The sequence below is a fragment of the Streptomyces paradoxus genome (assembly GCF_014202475.1).
GTDB lineage: Bacteria > Actinomycetota > Actinomycetes > Streptomycetales > Streptomycetaceae > Streptomyces > Streptomyces paradoxus.
Window position 1 is genome coordinate 99,084 of sequence record NZ_JACHGV010000018.1, and the last position, 21,218, is coordinate 120,301.

A 21,218-nucleotide genomic window follows, 5' to 3' on the forward strand; every position below is an offset into this window, starting at 1 on the left:
AACGGCTGGAAGGAGGCTGTGTGACGGGCGTAACTGCTCGTGATCAAGCAATGTGACACCTGCGTAACGGGATGTTCGTACCGTCGACGGCATGACCACGACCCCCCGGCCGCAGCAGGAGACGCAGCGGGTGCGCACCGTCTGCTCGTACTGCGGTGTGGGCTGCGGCCTCGTGCTGGAGGTCGGGGCGGGTCCGGACGGGCGGCGCAAGGTTCTGAAGGCGTCGGGTGACAAGGCTCACCCCGCGAACGCGGGCCGGCTGTGCACCAAGGGCGCGACCACCGCCGACATGCTCGCCGCGCCCGGGCGGCTGACCGGCGCGCTCGTGCGGGACGAGCGGGGCGAGGAGGCCGTTCCGGCGCCCGTGGCCGACGCGATCGCCGAGACCGCCGCGCGGCTGCGGGCGATCGTCGACGAGCACGGGCCGGACGCGGTCGCCTTCTACGTCTCCGGGCAGATGAGCCTGGAGGCGCAGTACCTGGCGAACAAGCTGGCCAAGGGGTTCGTCGGGACGAACCGGATCGAGTCGAACTCGCGGCTGTGCATGGCGAGCGCGGGCACCGGCTACAAGCTGTCGCTGGGTGCGGACGGGCCGCCCGGGTCGTACGAGGACTTCGACCGGGCGGACGCCTTCCTCGTCATCGGGTCGAACATGGCCGACTGCCATCCGATCCTGTTCCTGCGGATGATGGAGCGGGTCAAGGCGGGCGCCAAGCTGATCGTCGTCGATCCGAGGCGGACCGCGACCGCCGCCAAGGCCGATCTGTTCCTCCAGGTCAGGCCGGGTACCGACCTCGCGCTGCTGAACGGCCTGCTGCACCTGCTGCTGGAGAACGGGCACACCGACCCGGAGTTCGTCGCGGACCACACCGAGGGCTGGGAGGAGCTGCCCGGGTTCCTCGCCGGCTACCACCCGGCGGCCATCGCCGAGATCACCGGGCTCGCCGAGGACGACCTGCGGGAGGCGGCCCGGATCATCGGCGCGGCCGGGAAGCGGTGGATGAGCTGCTGGACCATGGGCCTCAACCAGTCCACGCACGGCACCTGGAACACCAACGCCCTGATCAACCTGCATCTGGCCACGGGAGCGATCTGCCGTCCGGGGGCCGGGCCGTTCTCGCTGACCGGGCAGCCCAACGCCATGGGCGGGCGCGAGATGGGCTACATGGGGCCGGGGCTGCCGGGGCAAAGGTCGGTGCTCGTCGCGGAGGAACGGGCGTTCACCGAAGAGGTGTGGGAGCTCCCGCCCGGGACGCTGCGGGCCGACGGGGCCGGGCAGGGCACGGTCGAGATGTTCCGGCAGATGGCCGACGGGGAGATCAAGGCCTGCTGGATCATCTGCACCAACCCCGTCGCCTCGGTCGCCAATCGCCGCACGGTCATCGAGGGCCTGGAGGCCGCCGAGTTCGTCGTCACTCAGGACGTGTTCACGGACACCGAGACGAACGCGTACGCCGATGTCGTCCTGCCGGGCGCTATGTGGACCGAGGCGGAGGGCGTCTTCGTCAACAGCGAGCGCACCCTCACGCTGACCCGGCCGGCCGCGGACCCGCCCGGGGAGGCGATGGCCGACTGGCGGATCATCGCGGAGGTGGCGTGCGCGATGGGATACAAGAAGGGGTTCTCGTACGACAGCGCCGAGCAGGTCTTCGAGGAGATCCGGCGGTTCTGGAACCCGAAGACCGGGTGGGATCTGCGCGGGGTGTCCTACGAGCGGCTGCGCGAGACGCCCGTGCAGTGGCCGGCCGCGCGGGAGGACGGGCCGGAGCGCAATCCGGTCCGGTACGTGGACGCCGGGGGGCTGCGCTTTCCGACGGCGTCCGGGCGGGCCGCCTTCTTCGCACGGCCGCATCTGCCCGCCGCCGAGATGCCGGACGACGACTACCCCTTCGTGCTCAACACCGGGCGGGTGCAGCACCAGTGGCACACGCTCACCAAGACCGGGAAGGTCGCCAAGCTCACCAAGCTGAACCCCGGGCCGTTCGTGGAGCTCCACCCCGCGGACGCCTCGGCGCTCGGGGTCGCCGACGGCGATCTCGTGGAGGTCGCCTCGCGGCGCGGGCGGGCCGTGCTGCCGGCGGTGGTGACGGACCGGGTGCGGCCCGGGTGCTGCTTCGCGCCGTTCCACTGGAACGACCTGTTCGGCGAGTACCTGAGCATCAACGCGGTGACGAGCGACGCGGTGGATCCGCTGTCGTTCCAGCCGGAGTTCAAGGTGTGTGCGGTGTCGCTGGCGAAGGTGGCGGCGCCCGCACCCGAGGCCCCGGCCCTGACACCCACGACCGTGACGCCGGGCGGGGCGAACCCCTTCGGCCTCGAACCCTCCCCTCCCCCGGTGCTCTCCGCCCAGGAACGCCGGTACCTCACCGGCTTCCTCGCCGGGCTCGGCTCGGGTGCCCCCGGGGTGCCGGTGCTGCCGCCCGACGCGCCCTTCTCCCCCGAGCACGCGCTGTGGGTGAACGGGGTCCTCGCCGGCATGTACTCCCGGACCGGGGCCGCGGTGCCGCAGGAGCGGTCCGGGCGGGAGGTCGTCGTGCTGTGGGCCTCGCAGACCGGGAACGCGGAGGAGTTCGCCACCGCCACCGCCGAACGGCTGACCTCGACGGGGCACCGTACGACCCTCGTCGGCATGGACGACGCCGATGTCGGGACGCTCGCCCGTACCGCGGACCTGCTGTTCATCACCAGCACCTTCGGGGACGGCGACGCCCCCGACAACGGCTCCGGCTTCTGGGACGCGCTCTCCGGCGAGCTGGCCCCTCGGCTGGACGGGGTGCGGTACGCCGTGCTGGCCTTCGGCGACTCCTCCTACGACGACTTCTGCGGGCACGGGCGGCGGCTGGACGCGCGGCTCGACGAGCTGGGCGGGGTGCGGCTGGCCCCTCGCACGGACTGCGAGCCGGACTTCGAGCCGTCCGCAGGGCAGTGGCTCGACCAGGTGCTGTCGGCGCTGGGCGAGACGACTGCCGCGCCGGCCGGGAAGCCCAGGACGAAGTCCAAGCCCGTCACCACCGCCCGGCTGGTCGGCAACCGGCTGCTCAGCCGGGCCGGTGCGGGCAAGGAGGTCCGGCGGTTCACCTTCGACACGAGCGGGACGGACCTGGCGTACGAGGCCGGGGACGCGCTCGGGGTACGGCCGGTCAACGCGCCCGCCCTCGTGGAGGAGTGGCTGGCGGTGACCGGGGTGGACGCGGGGACGGCCGTGGTGGTCGACGGCGTCGGTGAGGTGCCGTTCGGCGAGGCCCTGCACCGGCATCTCGACATCACCCGGATCACTCCCGACCTGCTTCGCTTCGTCGCCGAACGCGCCCGTGACAAGCACGAGTTGCGCAGGCTGCTGCGGCCCGACAACAAGGACGGGCTGGCGCAGTGGAGCTGGGGGCGGCAGGCCGTGGACGTGCTCGCCGAGTACACGGTGCGGGCGAGCGCCGAGGAATGGGCCGGGGTGCTGCGCAGGCTCCAGCCACGGCTGTACTCCATATCGTCCAGCCCGCTCGCCGATCCCCACCGGGTGTCGCTGACGGTGTCCGTGGTGCGGTACGAGAACCTGCACGGCCGGGCGCGCGGCGGGGTCTGCTCGCCGTACCTCGCGGACGCCGGACCGGACACGGAGGTGCCGGTGTTCGTGCAGCGCTCGCCGCACTTCCGGCCCCCGGCGGACGCCTCGACGCCGATGGTCATGGTCGGCCCGGGCACCGGCGTGGCGCCTTTCATCGGCTTCCTCCAGGAGCGGCGGGCGCTCGGCCACCACGCCCCCAACTGGCTGTTCTTCGGGGAGCAGCACCGGGCGACGGACTTCTACTACGAGGACGAGCTGACGGCGCTGCGCGACGAGGGCACCCTCACCCGGCTGGACACCGCCTTCTCCCGGGACCAGCGCAACAAGGTGTACGTGCAGGACCGGATGCGCGAGCACGGGCCGGAGCTGTGGCACTGGCTGCGCGACGGGGCCCGCTTCTATGTGTGCGGCGACGCCTCCCGGATGGCGAAGGACGTGGACCGGGCACTGCGGGACATCGTGATGGCGCACGGCGGACTGGGCGAGGCGGAGGCCGCCGCGTATGTGAAGCAGCTCGCGGCGGACAAGCGGTACGTGCGGGACGTGTACTGACCCCGGTCGTGTACCGGCCGGCGGGCCCACGGGGGCCCTTACCCGGATCACACCGGAATCATCACCTCCCTCCGAGTCCCGCTCACCGGCGGCGATTAGCGTCCTTCGGTGTGTATTCGGCAGAAACGACGCTGGTCGTGCCCGGCCCGCGCACGCAGTCCGCGGTGCCGGCACCGCCGGCTCCCCCGGCCCAGTGGCACCGCGTCCTGACCCTGCTCGCCGACATCGGCCTGCTGATCGGTACGCGGGCGGTGTGGACGTCGGCGGCCGGTCACCGTCCGGCCGTGGCCGGGGTGATCTCGCTGTGCTACGCCTCGATCCTGGTGTGCGGGGTGCTGGCCCTGGTCGTCCGCCGGGCCCGGTCGCTGGCCCGGGTGGACAGTTGCGTGCTGGTGACGGGCGTGACGCTCACCCTGTGCGCGTGGATCATGCTCCACAACGGCTCCGACGAGGCCCTGCTCACCACCCAGGCGGCGCGGGAACTGGCCGTGGGGCACCCCATGTACGGGCAGCCGTGGCCCTGGCTGTTCGGTCACGGTGTCGCCCTCACCCCGACGGTGACCGGCGGCTACGACCTGACCTACGGCTATCCGCCGCTGGCGCCGCTGCTGGCGGTGCCGCTGCTGTGGCTGGGCCACGGCGGCACTCCGGCGACGGCCGTGAGCACGGGCGCGCTGATCGCCGGGACGGTCGCGCTGTGGCGGATGCTGCCGACCCCGTGGCGCTCCGCGGCGACCCTGGTGTGCCTGGGCTTCGGGATGCTTCCGTCGTACGGGCGGCTCGGTTACCCGGCGATCGTGGCGCTGGCGCTGCTGGTGCCGGTGGTGGTGCGCTGGACCCGGACCGGCGAGGGTGGACGGCTCGGGGCGGCGGGTCTGGCGCGGGCCGCGTGTCTGGGGCTGGCGTGCGCGGCGCAGCAACTGCCGTGGTTCCTGGCGCCGTTCCTGCTGGCCGGGATCTACGCGGTGCGGCGCGGTGAGCTGGGCGGGCGGGCGGCGGCGCTGGTGGTGGCGCGGTTCGCCGGGGTCGCGGCCGGCGGGTGGCTGCTGGTCAACGCGTACTTCGTGGTGAGCGAGCCGGGCCGCTGGCTCACGGGGATCGCCCTGCCGCTCACCCAGGGGGCGGTGCTGCACGGCCAGGGCGTGATCGGCATCTCGCTGTATCTGACGGACGGCAGCGACCGGATCGACTGGTACTCCCGCGCGAGTCTGCTGCTCCTCGCCGGGCTGCTCGCGCTGTTCGTGCTGTTCGTACGGCGGCTGGGCCCGGCGGCGGCCGTGCTGCCCTGGTGCGCCTTCTATCTGGCGACCCGGTCGCAGGACGGCTACTACCTGCTGATGACGCCGTTGTGGCTGGCGGCGGCGGTGACCGCTCCGGCGCCGGCGTTCGCCGGGGCGTGGCAGCCGCGTCCGCGCCCGCTGGCGGGCCTGTTGTCCGGGCCGCGGCGCCGCCCGGCGCGTATCGCCGCGACGGTCCTGCTGGTGGCGCCGGCGCTGGCCGCCGCGGGCGTGGCGGCGGCGGGCACACCGCCCCTGCGGATGCGGGTCACGGCGGCCCGGCACACCACCGCGACCACCGTCTCGCGCCTCGCCCTGAAGGTCACCAACACCGGCGACACGGCCCTCAGCCCGCACTTCACGCTGACCACCGGGCAGGGCATGGACCCGTACTGGCGGGTGGTCAGGGGCCCGCGCGCCCTGCCCGCGCACAGCACCGCCCGCTACGAACTCCGGCCGCCCGCGGGCCGCTTCACGCTGCCCCGGCCGGGCGTCCGGATCCGCCTGCGCGCGTTCACGGCGTCGCCGCAGACCCTGTCGAGCACGGATGTGCAGGACGCCGTGCGCGGCGGGGCGGACTGACGGCGGCGTCAGGCCGTGGCCCGGGTGAAGCGGAGGGTGGCGGCGACCGTGGCACGGCCGCGGATCATGCCCAGCTGGTTCCAGCCCATGCCGAACTGCTCGCGGTCCACGGTGAACTCGGTGTCCAGGGTGAGGCCCGCGGCGTCCCGGTCCGTCACGCGCGCGTCCAGGGACAGCGGCCTGCTGATGCCGCGCACGGTCAGCTGGCCGATGACGTGCACCCGGTCACCGTCGCGGAGTTCGGCGCTGCGGGCCGCGAAGGTGATCTCGGGGTGGTGGCCGGCGTCGAAGAAGTGCTCCGACCTCAGGTGGGTGTCGCGCTTGGCGTGCCCGGTGTCCAGGGAGGCGACGTCGAAGGTCAGGGTGCCGACGGCGGACCCGTCGGGCCGGACCTCACCCGTGCCGCTGACGGCGCCGAAGGTGCCCTTCACGGTGACCAGGCCCCACATGGTCTTGTGCCGGATGCCGACGGTCGAGGCGGTCGCGTCGAGCTGCCACTGTCCGGTTTCCACGGCGACGGTCATGATCGTTCTCCTTGAGGTGTCGTTCAAATTTGGATGACTGCTGCACGGCACGCTAGCGGCTAATCCAAACTTGAACAACCATCTGCTCCAAATTTGGACGACAGGTAGACTCGACACCATGGCCGAGCCCGAGGAGCACCCCACCGACCTGCCCGAATGCCCGTCCCTCGGCGGAGGCGGGCTGCTGCCCGCCGAACTGCGCGCCTGGATGCTGCTGCTGGCGGCGACCGGGGCGGTGGAGCAGCGGCTGCGCGCGGTCGTGAAGGAGAAGCTGGACGTCTCGCACGACGAGTTCCTGGTTCTGTGCCTGCTCGCGGAGCAGCCCGAAGGCGGTCTGCGCATGACGCGGATCGCGGAGCTCCTGGGCCGTCCCAAGACCCGCCTGACCTACCAGATCGCCTGCCTCCAGCACGCCGGCCTCGTCACCCGCAGGTCGGTCTGCGGCGACAAGCGGGGCGTCGAGGTCGCCCTCACGGACAAGGCACGCGACCTGCTGAAAGAGGCCTCCGCCCCGCTCGCCGAGACGGTCACCGAGTCCCTGGCCCGCTTCATGGGGCCGGACCAGTGCGCGGCGATGCGGGGGCTGGTGCCGGATCTCGTGGAGGAGTCGCGGCCGGAGTGAGCCGGGCGGCTTCATCTACACGGTCGTAGAATCCGGGAACACCGGCGCGGTGACGCGCGTTGTAGCGGAGACACACGACACCTGAAGGAGCACGTTCTTGTCCGCCAGACCGACGGACCCTCCGGGGCACAGTCCCCGACCATCCCGCCACGGCACCAGTGATCGCGGCACACGGCGGGGTGGTGTCGGATGAGTGCCGCAGAGGCCCTGCTGGGCCTGCTCGCCGTGTTCGTGCTGACCGCCGGCACCGGCTACTTCGTCGCCCAGGAGTTCGCCTACGTCTCCGCCGACCGGCTCACCCTCGCGCGTGAGGCCGAGGCCGGGGACCGCCGGGCGGCCGGCGCCCTGAAGGTGCTGGAGCGGCTGTCGTTCATGCTGTCCGGCGCGCAGCTCGGCATCACCGTCACCGGGCTGGTGGTCGGCTTCATCGCCGAACCGTCGGTGTCCGCCCTGCTCAGGCCCGCCCTGTCGGGGCTCGGCCTGCCGGACGCGGCCGTCGGCGGCATCGCCGTCGTGCTCGCCTTCACGCTGGCCACGGTCGTGCAGATGGTGCTGGGCGAACTCGCCCCGAAGAACCTCGCGATCGCCGTGCCCGAGCGGCTGGCGAAGGCGCTGGCCCCGTCCACCCTGGCGTACCTGAAGGTCGTCGGACCCCTCGTGCGGATCTTCGACGGCGCGGCCGACCGGCTGCTGCGCAAGGCCGGGATCGAGCCCGTCGAGGAACTGCACCACGGCGCCACGCTGGAGGAGCTCGGCCATCTGATCGGCGAGTCCCACGAGCGGGGCGAGCTGCCCGAGGACACCGCCGCGCTGCTCGACCACGCATTGGAGTTCTCCGAGCGCACCCTCGACGAGGTGATGGTGCCGCGCGCGGACGCCGTGTTCGTGCGCAAGGACGCCGGCGCCGAGGAGGCGGTCGGCCTGATCGCCCGGCACGGCCACTCCAACTACCCGGTCCTCGGCGACCACCCGGACGACATCGTGGGCGTGCTGGGCGTGCGCGAGCTGATGGCGCTGCCCGCCGCCCGCATGGCCGGCTCGCGGGCCGGAGAGGTGGCCCGGCGGCCCCTGCTGCTGCCGGACACCCTCGCGCTGCCCGACGCGGTGGCGCGGATGCGGGAGCAGGACGACGAGTTCGCGGTCGTCCTCGACGAGCACGGCGGCGTGGCGGGCATCGTCACGTACGAGGACATCGCCGAGGAACTGGTCGGTGACATCGCCGACGAGTCCGACAAGGTCACCCTGCTCGCCGTCGCGGACGGCGACGGATGGCTGGTGGACGCCGGCCGCCGGGTGGACGAGGTGGCCGAGGCGACCGGTGTCCGGCTGCCGGAGGACGACGACTACGACACCGTGGCCGGCCTGGTCGTGGACCGGCTCGGCCGCTTCCCGACGGTCGGCGACCGCGTCACGGTCGGGCTGCCCGGGGGCGGCCGGGCCGTGATCGACGTCCGCACGCTGGACCGGCACGTGGCCGACCGGGTCCGGATCAGCCCGCTCGTGGAGGCCGTGGAAGCCGAGGAGATGGCGTGAGTTTCCCGATGGCGGTCTTCGTGACCGTGCTGCTGCTGATCGGCAGCGGCTTCTTCGTCGCGGCCGAGTTCGCTCTCGTCGCCGCCAAACGGCACCGCATGGAGAAGGCGGCGGCCGACGGGCGGCGCGGCGCCGCAGCGGCCCTGGCCGGCATGCGCGAGCTGTCGCTGATGCTGGCCGGCGCCCAGCTGGGCATCACCGTGTGCACGCTGGGCCTCGGCTCGGTGTCCAAGCCGGCGATCTCGCACGAGCTCGACCCGCTGCTGCACACGCTGGGCCTGCCCAGTGCCGTCAGCTACGGCGTCGCCTTCGCCGTGGCGATGGTCGTGGTGGTGTTCCTGCACATGGTGGTCGGCGAGATGGCGCCCAAGTCCTGGGCGATCGCCCACCCCGAGCGTTCGGCGATGCTGCTGTCGCCGCCCTTCCGGGCCGTGGTGCGGGCCGTGCGTCCGCTGATCCGGCTGCTCAACGCGGTGAGCAATGCCCTGGTGCGGCTGTGCCGGGTCGCCCCGCGCGACGATCTGGCCTCGGTGCACAACCGGGAGCAGCTGACGCACCTGGTGGAGGAGTCGGAGCGGCTGGGCCTGATCAGCGCGACCGACTCGGAACTGCTGACCCGCTCGCTGACCGAGCCGGAGACACCGGTCGCCGCGCTGCGGATCCCGGCCGCCGAGATCACCTGGGCCGAGGGCGGCGCGGACGTCGAGGCGCTGCTGCGCTTCGCCGCCGAGCACGACCGCACCCGGCTGCTGGTCCGGGAGAACGGCGCCGTCCTCGGCTCGGTGCACGCCCGGGACGCCCTGGTGGCGCGGGCCCGGGGCCGGGCCACGACCGCGCGGGACCTCGCCCGGCCGGTGCCGGAGCTGGCGGAGACCGCCACGGTCGCCGACGCGATCGAGGTGCTGCGCCGCCGCCGGGCCTCCCTGGCCGTGGTGCGCGACGGCTCCGGCCGGCTCACCGGCCTGGTCACTCTGGACGACCTGCTGGCCCGTCTGATGCAGCCGGCCGCGGCGGCCTGACGGGGACGGGGCCCGAACCTCCAGCACATCTGCACACCTCGGGCCGGGAGGCGGCGCGCCGCCCGGCCCGCCCGCGGGTCCCGGCCCCGTCGGGGGAGCTTGGAGGTGAAGTGCCCGCTTCGGGAATCGGGGCGCAATACTCCCGCACCCGGCCGGGCGACGGGCTGTGTGAAGGAGTGGGCGCATCCGGTGACCCCGTCGTCACAGCGGTGAAGACGGCCGTCGGAGGGAGCCGCGTATCGCCACAGGGCGGTTGGCTCTCCTCTCCGGGGAGTGTTTTGATCCTGCGCACGGCGGGAGCAGCCGGGACGGGAGCTGGTTCCCTGATTCCGGCGTCACTCGCGCTCACCGCCACTGCGAGACATTCACGCGAAGGGAAACACCCCCATGAACCTCACCTCTCGGGTCGCCACCGCCGAGCTCTCCGACGCCGACCTGGACACCGTTGCCGGTGGCAACGCGGGCGGCGTCGATGTCTCCGCGGGCCTCGTCGGCGGCCTCTCCGCCGGCCTGGTCGGCCCCCTGACCGGCGAGGCCTGCGCCGCCCTGCAGGGGACCCTCTCGCCGGAGGGCGCGGCTGCGGGCGGGCACGCGGGCGTCCAGACGACGTCGCTCTGACGACCTCCGCGCCACAGGGCCCCGGGAAGCGATTCCCGGGGCCCTTTCGGCTGTGTGCGGCGGTGCCCCGGCACGGATCGCAAACGTGAGGAATTTGCGAAGTACGTGACGGAAATCTGGACTCCACGGGGGTGGGTAACGCGGTGAGGGGCCGTGACGCAGACTTACTCGGACCCCTCAGATCCCGGCTGCAAACCGATTGGAACCCGCTGTGACATCCGACTCGACCCGAACCGAAGAACTGCCGATCTACGAGAGCCTCATACGCGAACGGGGTGACGTCGTCGAGGAGGCCCGGGTGCTGGCCGAAGAGACCCAGCACCAGATGAGCCAGGCACTGAACGGTGTCGCCGCGCCCCCGCAGGAGACCGGCGCGCGCTGATCACCCGTCCAGCGGGTCGTGGCCCCAGTTCATCAGGGAGTACCGCCACCGCGTGTCCCGGACGTCCCCGGAGGGCCGCTGGGCCTGATGGCGGCGGACGTAGCCCACGACCTTGCGCATGTGCCGGTAGTCGTCGTCCGTGAGGTCGCCCTTCTCGGCCCGCAGGATCGCCACGATCCGCCGGCCGGAGGCGTGCCCGGTGGACTCGCCCCCGTCCTGGTGCTGCCCGGCGTTTCGCGAGTCGTCGGACTCCAGCCACTTCTCCAGGTCCGCCGGTGTCATGTTCACCAGCTCACGGAAGTCGTTCCAGGTCTCCTCGCGCTCCTCGCCGTCCACGCCGCCTCACTTCTACTTCTTGAGCGCGGACGGTCTGTGCACCGCGGTCCTGCCGGACTTGTCGCTGCGTACCTCGTACTGCGGGTCGTCCGGTGAGGCGTCGACCGTGCGGCCCGACGCCTCGGTCCGTTCGGTGATCTCCTTCTCGGCCTGGCCCTCGGTCCGCCTGCCGTGACTGCTCCAGGTGACCTTGTCGCCCTTCTTCGGCTTCCCGCCCTCGCTGCGGCCCTTCGCCATGCCGGTGCTCCCTCGCGGAGACGTGTGCTGTCTCTCCAGCGTGCGGGCTGCGTGGTCAGGGCGCAGCCCGGCGGGCACCGGTCCGGGTGGCGGCCGTGCCGCGGAAGGCCCACGCCATGCCGGGTTCCGTCACGGGACGGAAGATCAGCCGTACGGACGGCGTGCACAGGCCAGTGACGGTCACGGCGGCGACCAGGGTGGCGGCGGCCAGGCCGGCGGGGCCGTGGACCCAGGCCGGCTCGTACCAGCCCCAGTGCTTCGCGGCCTGCGCGACGAAGCCGTGCAGCAGGTAGCCGCACAGGGTGCCGGCGCCCAGCACGGTGAACCAGGTCCGGCGCCCGGGCACCCAGGCCAGGAAGCAGCCGACCAGGACGAGGGAGCAGCCGAAGGCGGCCAGGGTCATCACGGGCCCGTACCAGAGGGGGACGCCCAGCTCCGGGGCTGTGTCGGCGTGGAAGAACCAGGCGTAGTCCATCCGCGGGACCGCCCAGTACGCCACCGCCAGGGCGCAGGCGGCCACCGGCACGGCGAGGATCCGCGCCGCGCGCCGCCGTACCAGCCGGAAGTGCTCGGGCCGCAGCAGCAGACCGAACACGAAGTAGGGCAGGAACTGCAGGGTGCGCTGCAGATCGAGGTCGTGACCGATGGACGGTGCCGTCGTCGCGAGCATCGCGACGGCCAGGGCGAGCGGGAGCGGCCACCGCACCAGCCGCCACAGGGGCGTGGTCAGCCGCCAGACGAACAGCGCCGCGAGGAACCAGGTGAGGTACAGGGGATCCAGCAGGCTGACCGGACGGCCGGGGTCCTGGCTGGTCCAGCGGGTGAACAGGGTGTACGCCGTCTCGAACACCACGTACGGGACGACGAGGCCGGTGAGCAGGCGCCTGAGCCGGGCGGGGCTGCCGTCGAAGGTGCGGGAGAAGTAGCCGGAGACGATGATGAACGCCGGCATGTGGAAGGCGTAGACGAGCATGTAGAGGGCGGTGACCGCCCTGCTGCCCTGGCGCAGTGGCTCCCAGGCGTGTCCTACGGCCACCAGCACGATCGCGAGGTACTTGGCGTTGTCGAAGAACGCGTCCCGCTGCCGGGCGAGGCGGGGCGCCGCGTCCTGCTCCTTCGTCCCCGTCGCCCGTGTCACTTCGGCCCCGGGGCGGGCCGCGGTCACCGTGTCACTCACGGGACCTCCCGCAACGACGGAGGCGGGTGCCTCTTGCGGCCGGGAGTAAGGGAGAGGGGTGCGCGCAGAACATCGCCCGCACCCTAATCACAGGGCCGTGCGTTCGTTCAACTCGTAACGGCCGTGGCTCGCTTCGGTGCATGCCCGGGTATACGTACGCGGGCGGGCGATCGTCTCCCGGAGGGCCGTGTTCAGGTCTCCTTCCACACCAGCGCGGTCAGTACGGCGCTCACGACGGTGACGGGGACGGCGGCCTGGTTCAGCAGCCGCACCCGCATGCTGCGCCCGGCGGCGAGCCGCTTGGTCACGGGCACGACCACGAAGCTGCCGCCGCCGGTCCCGGCGATCTCGTGGATCGGGTGGTCCACCCGGTGCTCGTCGCCCTCGTACTCCGACATGCGCGCCTGCACGACCGCCCCCGCCGGCAGACCGTCGATGTGGAGGCTGACGGTGCCGCTGAACCGGGCGGGGCCCCGGGCGAACACGCTTCCGGCGGTGGCGTGGTGGCCGGTCTCGTCGGTCCACTCCGCTGTGAACTCGACCGAGTCCCAGGCGCCGGGCGCGAGCTGGTACTCACCGGCGACACCGAGGTTGACGTACTGGGGCATGGGGTCCTCTCCTTCCCACCGGCCCGCCGGGAGGGCCAGGGCGTCGGCGACGTCACGGCGGAAGCCGGCCATGTCGAATCCGCGCGGGTCGACCTTCCAGTCGCTCCATTCCAGGTGGCCGACGGCGCTCTTGTGGCCCCAGCCGTGCGCGCGGCAGATCGCGGCGGTGGCCTTGACCATCGCGAGGTACTGGGTGGGCGGCCACGGGTCCTTGCCGTCGCCCCTGTTCTCGCACTCCCAGCCGTAGAACCGGGCGTTGCCGTCGACCGCGCCGGCCGATCCGTCGTGCTCGTGCGTCGGGGGCGGATACGTGCCGTACGACTCGCCGATGACGGCGTCGAGCACGTCGCGGTCGCCGCCGCCGGCGTGGTTGGCCCGGCCGTTTCCGGTGAGGTGGACGACGCCGTCCTTGGTGATGCATCCGGTGGCGAGCGGGCCGGGCAGGGCGCTGTGTCCGTGGAAGATCAGCCCGACGACGTCCGTGCCGGAGCCGGTGACGGTGTGGTGGATCATCACGCCGTGCACCGGGCCCCAAGGGCCCTTGTGGTTGCGGTTGTTGGTGCGCCAGCCGGCGACTTCGCGAACGGCGCAGCCCTCGGCTTTCAGCGCGGCGACGAGCCGGGCGGCGGTGAGCGGAGTGGCCATGAGTCAGTCCTCCGTTCCGGCGCGTCCGTGCCGGTCTGAAGACGGTCCGATCACATCGGGGGGCGTGCCTGCTCTCGGAGCTCGCCCGGCGGCGGCGCGGGTTCGGCGGATCGTTCCGCCCGCGGGTTCCGGGTGTGCCGTTCCAGGCCCTTATCATTCTTCCGCCGCTCGCCCCGTCGCTCACCTCGCCGGGGGCCACGTCCGAAAAATCGGCGCGAATACGACGTCGCCGCACCATCAGCGGCACCCGGTCGGGCTCGCCGCGGTGCCGGGTCCGGGCGACGGTGCCGCCGGTCCGGCAGGGCCGGGCGCAGGCGCCGATGGTCCGCTCGATGCCGGGATCGGTGATGCTGCCGAACACTCCGCGGACCAGGACGAGATCGGCGGGGGCCGGTCCCGGTACCGGTCGACGAGCGAGGCCTCACCCGTCACCACCTCGGCCCCGTCCAGGTGCGCCCGGCGCGCCGCGGCGGAGGCCGCCTCGGCGTTGCGGGGGTCCAGTTCGACCAGTCGCGCCCGCACGTCGTGGCGCCGGGGGTGCCCGGCGAGGACGTGGAGGAGGTCCCTGCCGTCCCCGGCGCACAGACTGATCACCTTCAGCGGCCCGGCCGGGGCGTCGTCCAGGGCCGTACCCCAGGCTCGGCCGGCCCTCGTGGACGACCGGATTTCGACGGTCGTCCGCGGGTACTGGGGGTCAGGCGGGGTCCGTCGTGGTGGGTTCCGCGCGGTAGGCGTCCAGGGCGGCGGCGCGCTCGTGGTACGGGATGCGGGAGAGCCGGGACACCATCGTCCACATGTCGCGTTCCGCGGCGAGGGTCTGCGGGAGGGCGAGGCCGAGGGAGGCGGCGAGGGGTTTGCGGCCGGTGTTGACCAGGGCGCGGACGGCGGCTGCCCACTCGTCGGTGGCGGTGACCGCCGACCGGTACCAGACCGGCACGAGCGCGGCGAGTACGACGAGGGTGCTCAGCAGGGCGAGGCGGTCCGGCTTGTCGCCGGCCGCCAGGGCGAGAGCGGCCGCCAGGGCGACGGCGACATGGCCGGACAGCAGGGCGACGAAGAAGTCGACGCTGGCGCGGGCGAGTTCGCTCTGGCGGCGGATCTGGTCCGGGACGCAGCCGGTGAGTTCGTTCCACAGCAGCTGGGTGTCGAGGCGGTAGCGGTCCCAGCCGTACTCCTCGAAGCGGCGGATGGCGTTCCCGAGCCGGGTCGGGGCGATCTGGTCGTCGGCGATCGGGAACCGGGCGAACCGCTCCCGCAGCAGACCGCGCTGGACGGCGGTACGGCGCCGGTCCAGCTCGGCGGCCCGGGCGAGCCGCGGGTCGGCCAGCAGCCTGGAGAGTTCCTGCGCGTCCTCGGTCCGCAGCGGCCCCCGCTCGGCCCGGCGGCGCTCCAGGCGGAGCACGGTCAGCCGGTCCGCGAGGAACGCCCGGCTGCGGCGACTGCGCCGGCAGCCCGCTTCGAAGGCCCGGGACGGCCACAGCAGGTAGCCCTCCAGGAGCCGGTAGAGCGCGTTCTGGCAGGCGTTGGCGACCAGGCCGAGCAGCAGCGCGCCGGTCAGCAGGGAGAGGCCGGTGCCGAGACCGCCCGCGCCGCGCAGCCGGTCGAGCGGGCCGAGGCCACGAAGGCTCGGGGCGACGGCGAGCAGGAAGACGGCCAGGTTCAGCGCGGTGGGCAGGATCCAGCCCACCAGCAGCGTCCAGGCCCCGCCCAGCACGCCCTTGGCGATGTCACCCATCGGCCGGGTCGGGCCATTCGTCGTCGTCCGAACCGGTGCTGGGGCCGGGCGGGGTGTGGCCCGCCGGTGTTCCGTACGCGCCGGGACGCGCACGGCCGGGCCTGCGGCTCACCGGCCACTGCCCTTCGGGTTCCGGAGAGCCGAGGGGCCCCTCCACCAGGGCGAGCGACTGGACGAGACCGACGACGGAGGCCAGGGGCGGCAGGACCGGTTCCGCTGCCTGCAGACGGGTGCGGAGCCGGGCGACGAGGCCCGGTGTGACGTAGCCCGTCCCGGAGATCTCCGCCACGACCGCGTCGCACTCGTCCCGGAGCGCGGCGATCTCGTCCGTACTCTGCAGGCGTTCGAGGTCGGACCGCACTTCCCGGAGAAGGGTGAGGAGTTCGGCGACGGGCTCGTCCGGGGGCTGAGTGGGCCCGGAACTCCACCCGACGCCGCCGCCCGTCGTGAAGTGATGGCCGCCTCCGATCACATGGCCCTCGGACGTGCTCTCCGCCCGTTCCCCCTCTGCCGCCATCAACTCTCCTCGGTCAGTGCCTCGTTCAGCCGGTCCGCTGATCCAACCGCACGCGGATCGTGCCGGGCAATCCGGCCGGCAGGGCGCCCGGCATCCGGGACCCTGGAACGTCAGCCGGGACAGACGGGCTCAAGGCTGCGGCGGCGGGTCGGCCGCCCAGATGCGGCTGCTCAGGTCCGAGCCGCGCAGGACCTGGACGCGCCAGGGATCGATGCGCAGCAGATGGTAGTCGGGGCTGTCGGGGCCGGCGCTCCAGTAGAGGTGCGGGTCGTAGCCGACGCCCGGGGGGCTGTTGCGGCGGTACAGCTCCCAGGCGCGCAGCTTGGTGTCCCGGTCGTGCACCCAGGCGGAGACACTGTCGACGAAGACCGCGTCCTGGCGGGGGTGCCAGTAGGCATAGGTCGTGTGGGGGTTGTGCGCCAGGTGGGCGGCCTTCACCGGGGTGCGGAACACGGCCAGCCACCCGACGGGGCGCTCGTCGACGGTCTCCCAGACGGGCTGGACGACACGGGCCCGGGGGCGGTTGCGCCGGTCGACGGTGACCATCGTGCAGTAGACGGTCTGCTGGACGTACTCGACGAAGGCGGCCTCGATCTCGGAGAACGAACGCACCTGTGCGGCGCCCATGGCGATACCTCGGATTCGGACGGAGGAGGGGGCGGAGAGGGGACGGGACCGGCCGCCCGGCTGCTCACGGAGAGCAGCCGGGCGGCCGGCCGGAGGTGCCCGATCGACGGACCTCGCGGGTCAGGGGGCGGGCGGGAAGTGTCCTTCCTGGACGAAGAACTCCACGTACTTGGCGAAGAGTTCACGCGTCAAGGGCGGGCAGGCGATGTCCGTTCCGGCGAGCGCCGCCTCGGTCTCGGCGGTGTCGATCGGCGGATAGAAGCCGTCGGTGTCGGACGTCATCATCTCGAACGCGTGCAGCAGGGGCAGCAGGGCGTTGTCCCGGTCGGACCGCACCGCGGCGCTCCACCGCTCCCGGTCCGTCTCGTCGAGCCGGTAGCCGAGTTCCCGCAGGTACGACACGCAGTCCGCGAGGCTCAGGGAGCTGCGGTTGAACAGGTGGAAGGTGCCGCCGGCCGGTTCGCGCCTCGAGATGCCGACGATGGCGGCGCTGACGTAGTCCACGGGCAGCAGGTGGAAACGGCCTCCGACACCGGCGGGCGCGGCCTGCGCCTGGAGAAGGCCCTTGAGGCTGAGCCAGACGAAGTCGCGGGTCTGGCAGGCGCCGTTGCGGGTGTCGCCGGAGATGACGTCGACGCGGTGCACGGACACCGGCAGGCCCCGGTCCCGGGCGAGGCCGACGAGTTGTTCGGCGACCCACTTGGACTGGAGGTAGCCGCTGGGCAGGGCTTCGGCGGGGCCGGTCGGGTCGGTCACCTTCAGGGGGACGCCGGGCGTCACCGGGCCGTCGAAGACACCGACGGTGGAGACGTAGTGCACCGGGACCGTGCGGTGGCGGGCCGCCAGGCGCAGGATCTCCCGGGTGCCGTGGACGTTGGCCGCGCGCAGTGCCTCGTAGGGGTGGAGCCAGTGCACGGTGGCGCCCGCGTGGTAGACGGCGTCGACGGTGTGGGCGAGGCCGTCGAACTCCTCCTCGCCCAGGCCGAGTCGCTCTTCGGCAAGGTCCCCCGCGCGGACGCGCAGCCGGCTCTCGTCGATCTCGTCCCAGACGCGGTACCAGGTGAGGCTGGAGCGCAGCCGCTCGTACGCCGCCGCGTCGTCGGCGCCGCGCACCAGGCAGTGCAGGCGGGCGGTCGTGGTGCGCATCAGGTCGCGCACCAGGAACGCGCCGAGGAAGCCGCTCGCGCCGGTGAGCAGGATGTCCGACGGGTCGGTGACGGTGCGGACGACCTCGTCGGCCGGGCGGATGTCGGCGGGCAGGTCGAGGTCGGCGGCGTAGTCCACGACCGGGCCGGGCTCGATGTCGCCCTGGGGTGCGAGGAGTTCGGTGCGCAGGTGCGCCGCCAGGGCCCGGGGCGTCGGATGGTCGAAGACCAGGGTGGCGGGCAGCCGCAGGCCGGTGACGGCGGCGAGCCGGTTGCGCAGCTCGACGGAGGTGAGGGAGTCGAAACCGCTGCTCTGCAGGGGCCGTTCGGGGTCGACCGTGCCGGAGCGGCCGAGGACCCGGCTGATCTCGGCCGACACGGCGTCGAGGACGAGCGTGTGCTGGGCGGCCTCGTCGAGTCCGGCGAGCCGGTCGGCGAGCGCGGGGCCCGCGTCGGCCGCGCCGTGCGCCGTGGCGCGCACCGGCACCCGCACCAGCGACCGCAGCAGCACCGGAACCTGCGGCTGGCTGCGCAGCACGGGGAGGTCGAGCGGGGTGGCCACGAGGTAGGGGCGGCCGGTGTCCAGAGCGAGGTCGAACAGGGCCGTGCCGAGTTCCTGGGGGACCGTGCGGAAGCCGCTGCGGGCGATCCGCTTCAGGTCCGTCTCGGTCAGCCCGCCCGTCAGCCCGGTCGCCTGCTCCCACAGGCCCCAGGCGATGGACGTGGCCGGCAGGCCCGAGGCGGCGCGGTGCTGGGCGAGTGCGTCCAGGTGGGCGTTGGCCGCGGCGTAGATGGACTGGCCGGGGCCGCCCACGGCGGCGGCCACGGACGAGAAGAGCACGAACGCCGTCAGGCCGGCGTCCCGGGTCAGCTCGTGCAGGGCCCAGGCCGCGTCCGCCTTGGGCCGCAGTACGGCGTCGAGCCGCTGCGGTGTCTGTGCGGCGATGACGCCGTCGTCGAGGACGCCCGCGGTGTGGACGACGCCGCGCAGCGGGTGCGCGGCCGGCACCGAGGCCAGGACGCCCGCGAGAGCGCTGCGGTCGGCGACGTCCGCGGCGGCCACCGTCACGGACGCGCCCAGGGCCCGCAGTCCGGCGCTCAGTTCGGCGGCGCCCGGGGAGTCCGGGCCGCGCCTGCTGACCAGCAGCAGGTGGCGGACGCCGTGGGCCGTGACCAGGTGGCGGGCGAAGTGGGCGCCGAGCGATCCGGTGCCGCCGGTGATCAGGACGGTGCCGTCGGGGTCCCACACCGCGCGGGCACCCTCGGCCCCGGCATCGGGCACGGGGGTGCGCAGCAGGCGTGGCACATGGATCCGGGGAGTGCCGCCCGGTGCGGTGGCGCCGCGGATCGCGGCCTGCGGTTCGCCCGCGGCGACCACGGCGGACAGCGCGTCCGGGCCGGTCTCGCCGTCCGCGTCGACCAGGACGATGCGTCCCGGCGTCTCCGACTGTGCCGAGCGCAGCAGGCCCCAGGCGGCCGCGGCGGCGGGGTCGGTGACGTCCTCGCTGCCGGAGACGGCCACGGCGCCACGGGTCACGACGACCAGCGGCGTGGCGGCCAGGGCCTCCTCGGCGAGCCACTGCCGCGCCCAGGACAGGGCGCGGCCCACGGTGTCCCTGACGGCGTCCTGCGCGGGCTGTCCCGCGGGGGTGGTCAGGTCGAGGCGTACGGCCCCGATGCGCTCGCCCTCCACGGCGGCCCTGACGGCGGGCAGGTCCGGGTCCCCGGCGGTGCCGAGGGTGAGCCAGCTCAGGGAGGCGGGGGGCAGGGGCCGGGCGATCCACTCGACGTGGTGGAGGGCGTCGCGGTGCCGGGAGCGGGCGGCCCGCAGCGCCGCGGCGTGCACGGGCCCGACGGTCACGGCGTCGGCCTCCGCGACGACCTGCCCCGCGGGGTCGGTCAGGCGCACCGCGTAGGTGCCGTCGGTGCCGGGGAGCGGGGCGATGTGCACGCGGAGGGTGTCCGCGCCGACGGCGTACAGACGCAGACCGCGCCAGCGCACGGCGGTGGACGGCAGGCCGGGCGGTCCGGCGGCGTACAGCGGTTGCAGGGCGGCCTCCAACAGGGCCGGGTGCAGCCCGAACCCCTCGGCGCGCGGGTCGGTGTCGGAGGCCAGGGCCACCTCGGCGAACAGCTCGCCGGAGCGCCGCCACATCCGCGTGAGCCCTCGGTACGCGGGTCCGTAGCGCACCCCGGCGGCGGCGAAGCGGTCGTACAACTCGCTTGCGTGGTCCAGGAGTTCTCCGTCCGCATCGGTGCCCGGGAGCGGTTCGGCGCCGGCCGGCGGCCACGGTGTGGCCGGCTCGGTGTCCGTCGGCGGGACGAGCGGTGTGTCGCTGAGCAGTCCGTGGGCGTGGCGCGTCCAGGACGCGTCGGGCTCGTCGGGCCGGGCGTGGACGGTGAGGACGCGAAGGCCTTCGGTATCCGGTTCGCCGACGCGGACCTGGAGGTGCAGGGCTCCTTCGCGGGGCAGGACCAGAGGCGTGTCGACGACGAGTTCGTCCACGGCCGTGCAGCCCGTCTCGTCTCCGGCGCGGACGGCCAGTTCGGCGAGGACCGCGCTGGGCACGACGGTCTCCCCGGCGACGGTGTGGGCGGCGAGGAACTGGTCCGTGCGGGCCGACAGGCGGGTCGTGAACAGGGCCTCGTCGCGGTCGCCGGGGAACAGCGCGGCGCCGATGAGGGGGTGATCGGTGCTGTCCAGTCCGAACCCGCCGGCGTCACGGCGGCCGGCCGCCAGGGCGTCGGTCCAGTACCGCTGGTGCTGGAAGGCGTAGGTGGGCAGGGGGACTCGGCGGGCTCCGGTGCCGGCGAAGAACGCCTCCCAGTCGACGGGGACGCCTCGGGCGTGCAGGGTGCCGATGCCGTCGGCCAGCGCGGCCGGTTCGGGCCGGTCGGGCCGCTGGAGCGCCTGGACGGTGACGTCGTCCCGGTCCGCGAGGACGGTCTGCGCCAGGGCGGTCAGGACGCCGCCGGGGCCGATCTCGACGACGGTCCGCACCCCTTGGTCGTACAGGGTGGTGACGGCGTCGGCGTAGCGGACCGCCTCCCGCACCTGGGTCACCCAGTAGTCCGCCGAGCGCAGATCCTCACCCTCGGCCAGCCGGCCGGTCACCGTCGAGACCACAGCCATCCGGGGGGCCTCGTAGCGCACCTCCTTCGCAGCCGAACGGAACTCCTCCAACATCCCGTCCATCAACGGCGAATGGAACGCATGCGACACCTCAAGACGACGCGTACGCCGACCCGGCAGAGCAGCCAAAACCGCCTCCACCCCGTCATCCGCGCCCGAGATCACCACCGCCGACGGACCATTCACGGCCGCCACACCCACCGCGTCACCACTATCACCGATCGCCGCCAGCACCTCGGCCTCCGAGGCCTCCACCGCGACCATCACACCCCCCGCCGGCAACGCCTGCATCAACCCCGCACGCGCCGCCACCAAACGAGCAGCCTCACCCAGACCCATCACCCCCGCCACATGCGCAGCCACCAACTCCCCCACCGAATGACCCGCCAC

The 21,218-nt window shown here is 73.3% G+C and carries 16 protein-coding genes; 7 read left to right on the forward strand and 9 right to left on the reverse strand.

Features of this window, described 5'->3' with window-relative positions; genetic code table 11:
• Positions 1-91 precede the first annotated feature (91 nt).
• Positions 92-4,111 carry a bifunctional nitrate reductase/sulfite reductase flavoprotein subunit alpha gene (locus tag HNR57_RS36625; RefSeq protein WP_184567279.1) on the forward strand — a complete coding sequence of 1,340 codons (4,020 nt, stop codon included), beginning with the start codon at positions 92-94 and terminating at the stop codon, positions 4,109-4,111.
• A gap of 164 nt (positions 4,112-4,275) precedes the next feature.
• Positions 4,276-5,970 carry a hypothetical protein gene (locus HNR57_RS36630; protein WP_184567329.1) on the forward strand — a complete coding sequence of 565 codons (1,695 nt, stop codon included), beginning with the start codon at positions 4,276-4,278 and terminating at the stop codon, positions 5,968-5,970.
• A gap of 8 nt (positions 5,971-5,978) precedes the next feature.
• Here HNR57_RS36630 and HNR57_RS36635 read toward each other — a convergent pair whose 3' ends face one another.
• A complete protein-coding gene (locus HNR57_RS36635) occupies positions 5,979-6,494 on the reverse strand; it encodes a YceI family protein (protein ID WP_184567281.1) in 516 nt (171 codons plus the stop codon).
• A gap of 118 nt (positions 6,495-6,612) precedes the next feature.
• Between HNR57_RS36635 and HNR57_RS36640 the strand changes: the two genes are divergently transcribed.
• The 5 genes from HNR57_RS36640 (at position 6,613) to HNR57_RS36660 (ending at position 10,668) form a co-directional block, all read left to right on the forward strand.
• A complete protein-coding gene (locus HNR57_RS36640; protein WP_184567283.1) occupies positions 6,613-7,116 on the forward strand; it encodes a MarR family winged helix-turn-helix transcriptional regulator in 504 nt (167 codons plus the stop codon).
• A gap of 189 nt (positions 7,117-7,305) precedes the next feature.
• On the forward strand, positions 7,306-8,649 hold the full coding sequence (locus tag HNR57_RS36645; RefSeq protein WP_184567285.1) for a hemolysin family protein: 1,344 nt from the start codon (positions 7,306-7,308) through the stop codon (positions 8,647-8,649).
• Positions 8,646-9,668, forward strand: coding sequence for a CNNM domain-containing protein (locus HNR57_RS36650; RefSeq protein WP_184567293.1), 1,023 nt, complete (start codon positions 8,646-8,648; stop codon positions 9,666-9,668). Before HNR57_RS36645 ends, HNR57_RS36650 begins: the two co-directional genes overlap by 4 nt.
• A gap of 387 nt (positions 9,669-10,055) precedes the next feature.
• Positions 10,056-10,286, forward strand: coding sequence for a hypothetical protein (locus HNR57_RS36655; protein ID WP_184567295.1), 231 nt, complete (start codon positions 10,056-10,058; stop codon positions 10,284-10,286).
• A 211-nt stretch (positions 10,287-10,497) separates the two neighbouring features.
• Positions 10,498-10,668, forward strand: a complete 171-nt coding sequence (locus HNR57_RS36660; RefSeq protein ID WP_184567297.1) for a hypothetical protein — start codon at positions 10,498-10,500, stop codon at positions 10,666-10,668.
• Here HNR57_RS36660 and HNR57_RS36665 read toward each other — a convergent pair whose 3' ends face one another.
• The 8 genes from HNR57_RS36665 to HNR57_RS36700 form a co-directional block, all read right to left on the reverse strand.
• Positions 10,669-11,004, reverse strand: coding sequence for a DUF3140 domain-containing protein (locus HNR57_RS36665; protein ID WP_184567299.1), 336 nt, complete (start codon positions 11,002-11,004; stop codon positions 10,669-10,671). It abuts the gene before it with no gap.
• A gap of 12 nt (positions 11,005-11,016) precedes the next feature.
• The gene (locus HNR57_RS36670) at positions 11,017-11,241 is read right to left on the reverse strand and encodes a hypervirulence associated TUDOR domain-containing protein (protein ID WP_184567301.1); all 225 of its coding nucleotides are present in this window, start codon (positions 11,239-11,241) and stop codon (positions 11,017-11,019) included.
• 55 nt (positions 11,242-11,296) lie between these two features.
• Positions 11,297-12,418 carry an acyltransferase family protein gene (locus tag HNR57_RS36675; RefSeq protein WP_184567303.1) on the reverse strand — a complete coding sequence of 374 codons (1,122 nt, stop codon included), beginning with the start codon at positions 12,416-12,418 and terminating at the stop codon, positions 11,297-11,299.
• Positions 12,419-12,609: 191 nt separating this feature from the next.
• Positions 12,610-13,671, reverse strand: a complete 1,062-nt coding sequence (locus HNR57_RS36680) for a peptidoglycan recognition protein family protein (protein ID WP_184567305.1) — start codon at positions 13,669-13,671, stop codon at positions 12,610-12,612.
• A gap of 694 nt (positions 13,672-14,365) precedes the next feature.
• Positions 14,366-15,406 carry a hypothetical protein gene (locus HNR57_RS36685; RefSeq protein WP_184567307.1) on the reverse strand — a complete coding sequence of 347 codons (1,041 nt, stop codon included), beginning with the start codon at positions 15,404-15,406 and terminating at the stop codon, positions 14,366-14,368.
• Positions 15,399-15,923 (reverse strand): hypothetical protein, encoded by a 525-nt coding sequence (locus tag HNR57_RS36690; RefSeq protein WP_184567309.1) that lies wholly within the window; start codon positions 15,921-15,923, stop codon positions 15,399-15,401. The genes HNR57_RS36685 and HNR57_RS36690 overlap by 8 nt, the downstream gene beginning before the upstream one ends.
• 129 nt (positions 15,924-16,052) lie before the next feature.
• Positions 16,053-16,550, reverse strand: coding sequence for a pyridoxamine 5'-phosphate oxidase family protein (locus HNR57_RS36695; protein ID WP_184567311.1), 498 nt, complete (start codon positions 16,548-16,550; stop codon positions 16,053-16,055).
• Between the two features lie 120 nt (positions 16,551-16,670).
• On the reverse strand, positions 16,671-21,218 hold a 4,548-nt coding region (locus HNR57_RS36700), incomplete at its 5' end, for a thioester reductase domain-containing protein (RefSeq protein WP_184567313.1).

Coding starts and splice junctions, on each gene's coding strand:
- HNR57_RS36625 (WP_184567279.1), top strand. CDS start 92: ATGACCACGACCCCCCGGCCGCAGCAGGAGACGCAGCGGGTGCGCACC.
- HNR57_RS36635 (WP_184567281.1), bottom strand. CDS start 6,494: ATGACCGTCGCCGTGGAAACCGGACAGTGGCAGCTCGACGCGACCGCC.
- HNR57_RS36640 (WP_184567283.1), top strand. CDS start 6,613: ATGGCCGAGCCCGAGGAGCACCCCACCGACCTGCCCGAATGCCCGTCC.
- HNR57_RS36645 (WP_184567285.1), top strand. CDS start 7,306: ATGAGTGCCGCAGAGGCCCTGCTGGGCCTGCTCGCCGTGTTCGTGCTG.
- HNR57_RS36655 (WP_184567295.1), top strand. CDS start 10,056: ATGAACCTCACCTCTCGGGTCGCCACCGCCGAGCTCTCCGACGCCGAC.
- HNR57_RS36670 (WP_184567301.1), bottom strand. CDS start 11,241: ATGGCGAAGGGCCGCAGCGAGGGCGGGAAGCCGAAGAAGGGCGACAAG.
- HNR57_RS36680 (WP_184567305.1), bottom strand. CDS start 13,671: ATGGCCACTCCGCTCACCGCCGCCCGGCTCGTCGCCGCGCTGAAAGCC.
- HNR57_RS36685 (WP_184567307.1), bottom strand. CDS start 15,406: ATGGGTGACATCGCCAAGGGCGTGCTGGGCGGGGCCTGGACGCTGCTG.
- HNR57_RS36690 (WP_184567309.1), bottom strand. CDS start 15,923: ATGGCGGCAGAGGGGGAACGGGCGGAGAGCACGTCCGAGGGCCATGTG.
- HNR57_RS36695 (WP_184567311.1), bottom strand. CDS start 16,550: ATGGGCGCCGCACAGGTGCGTTCGTTCTCCGAGATCGAGGCCGCCTTC.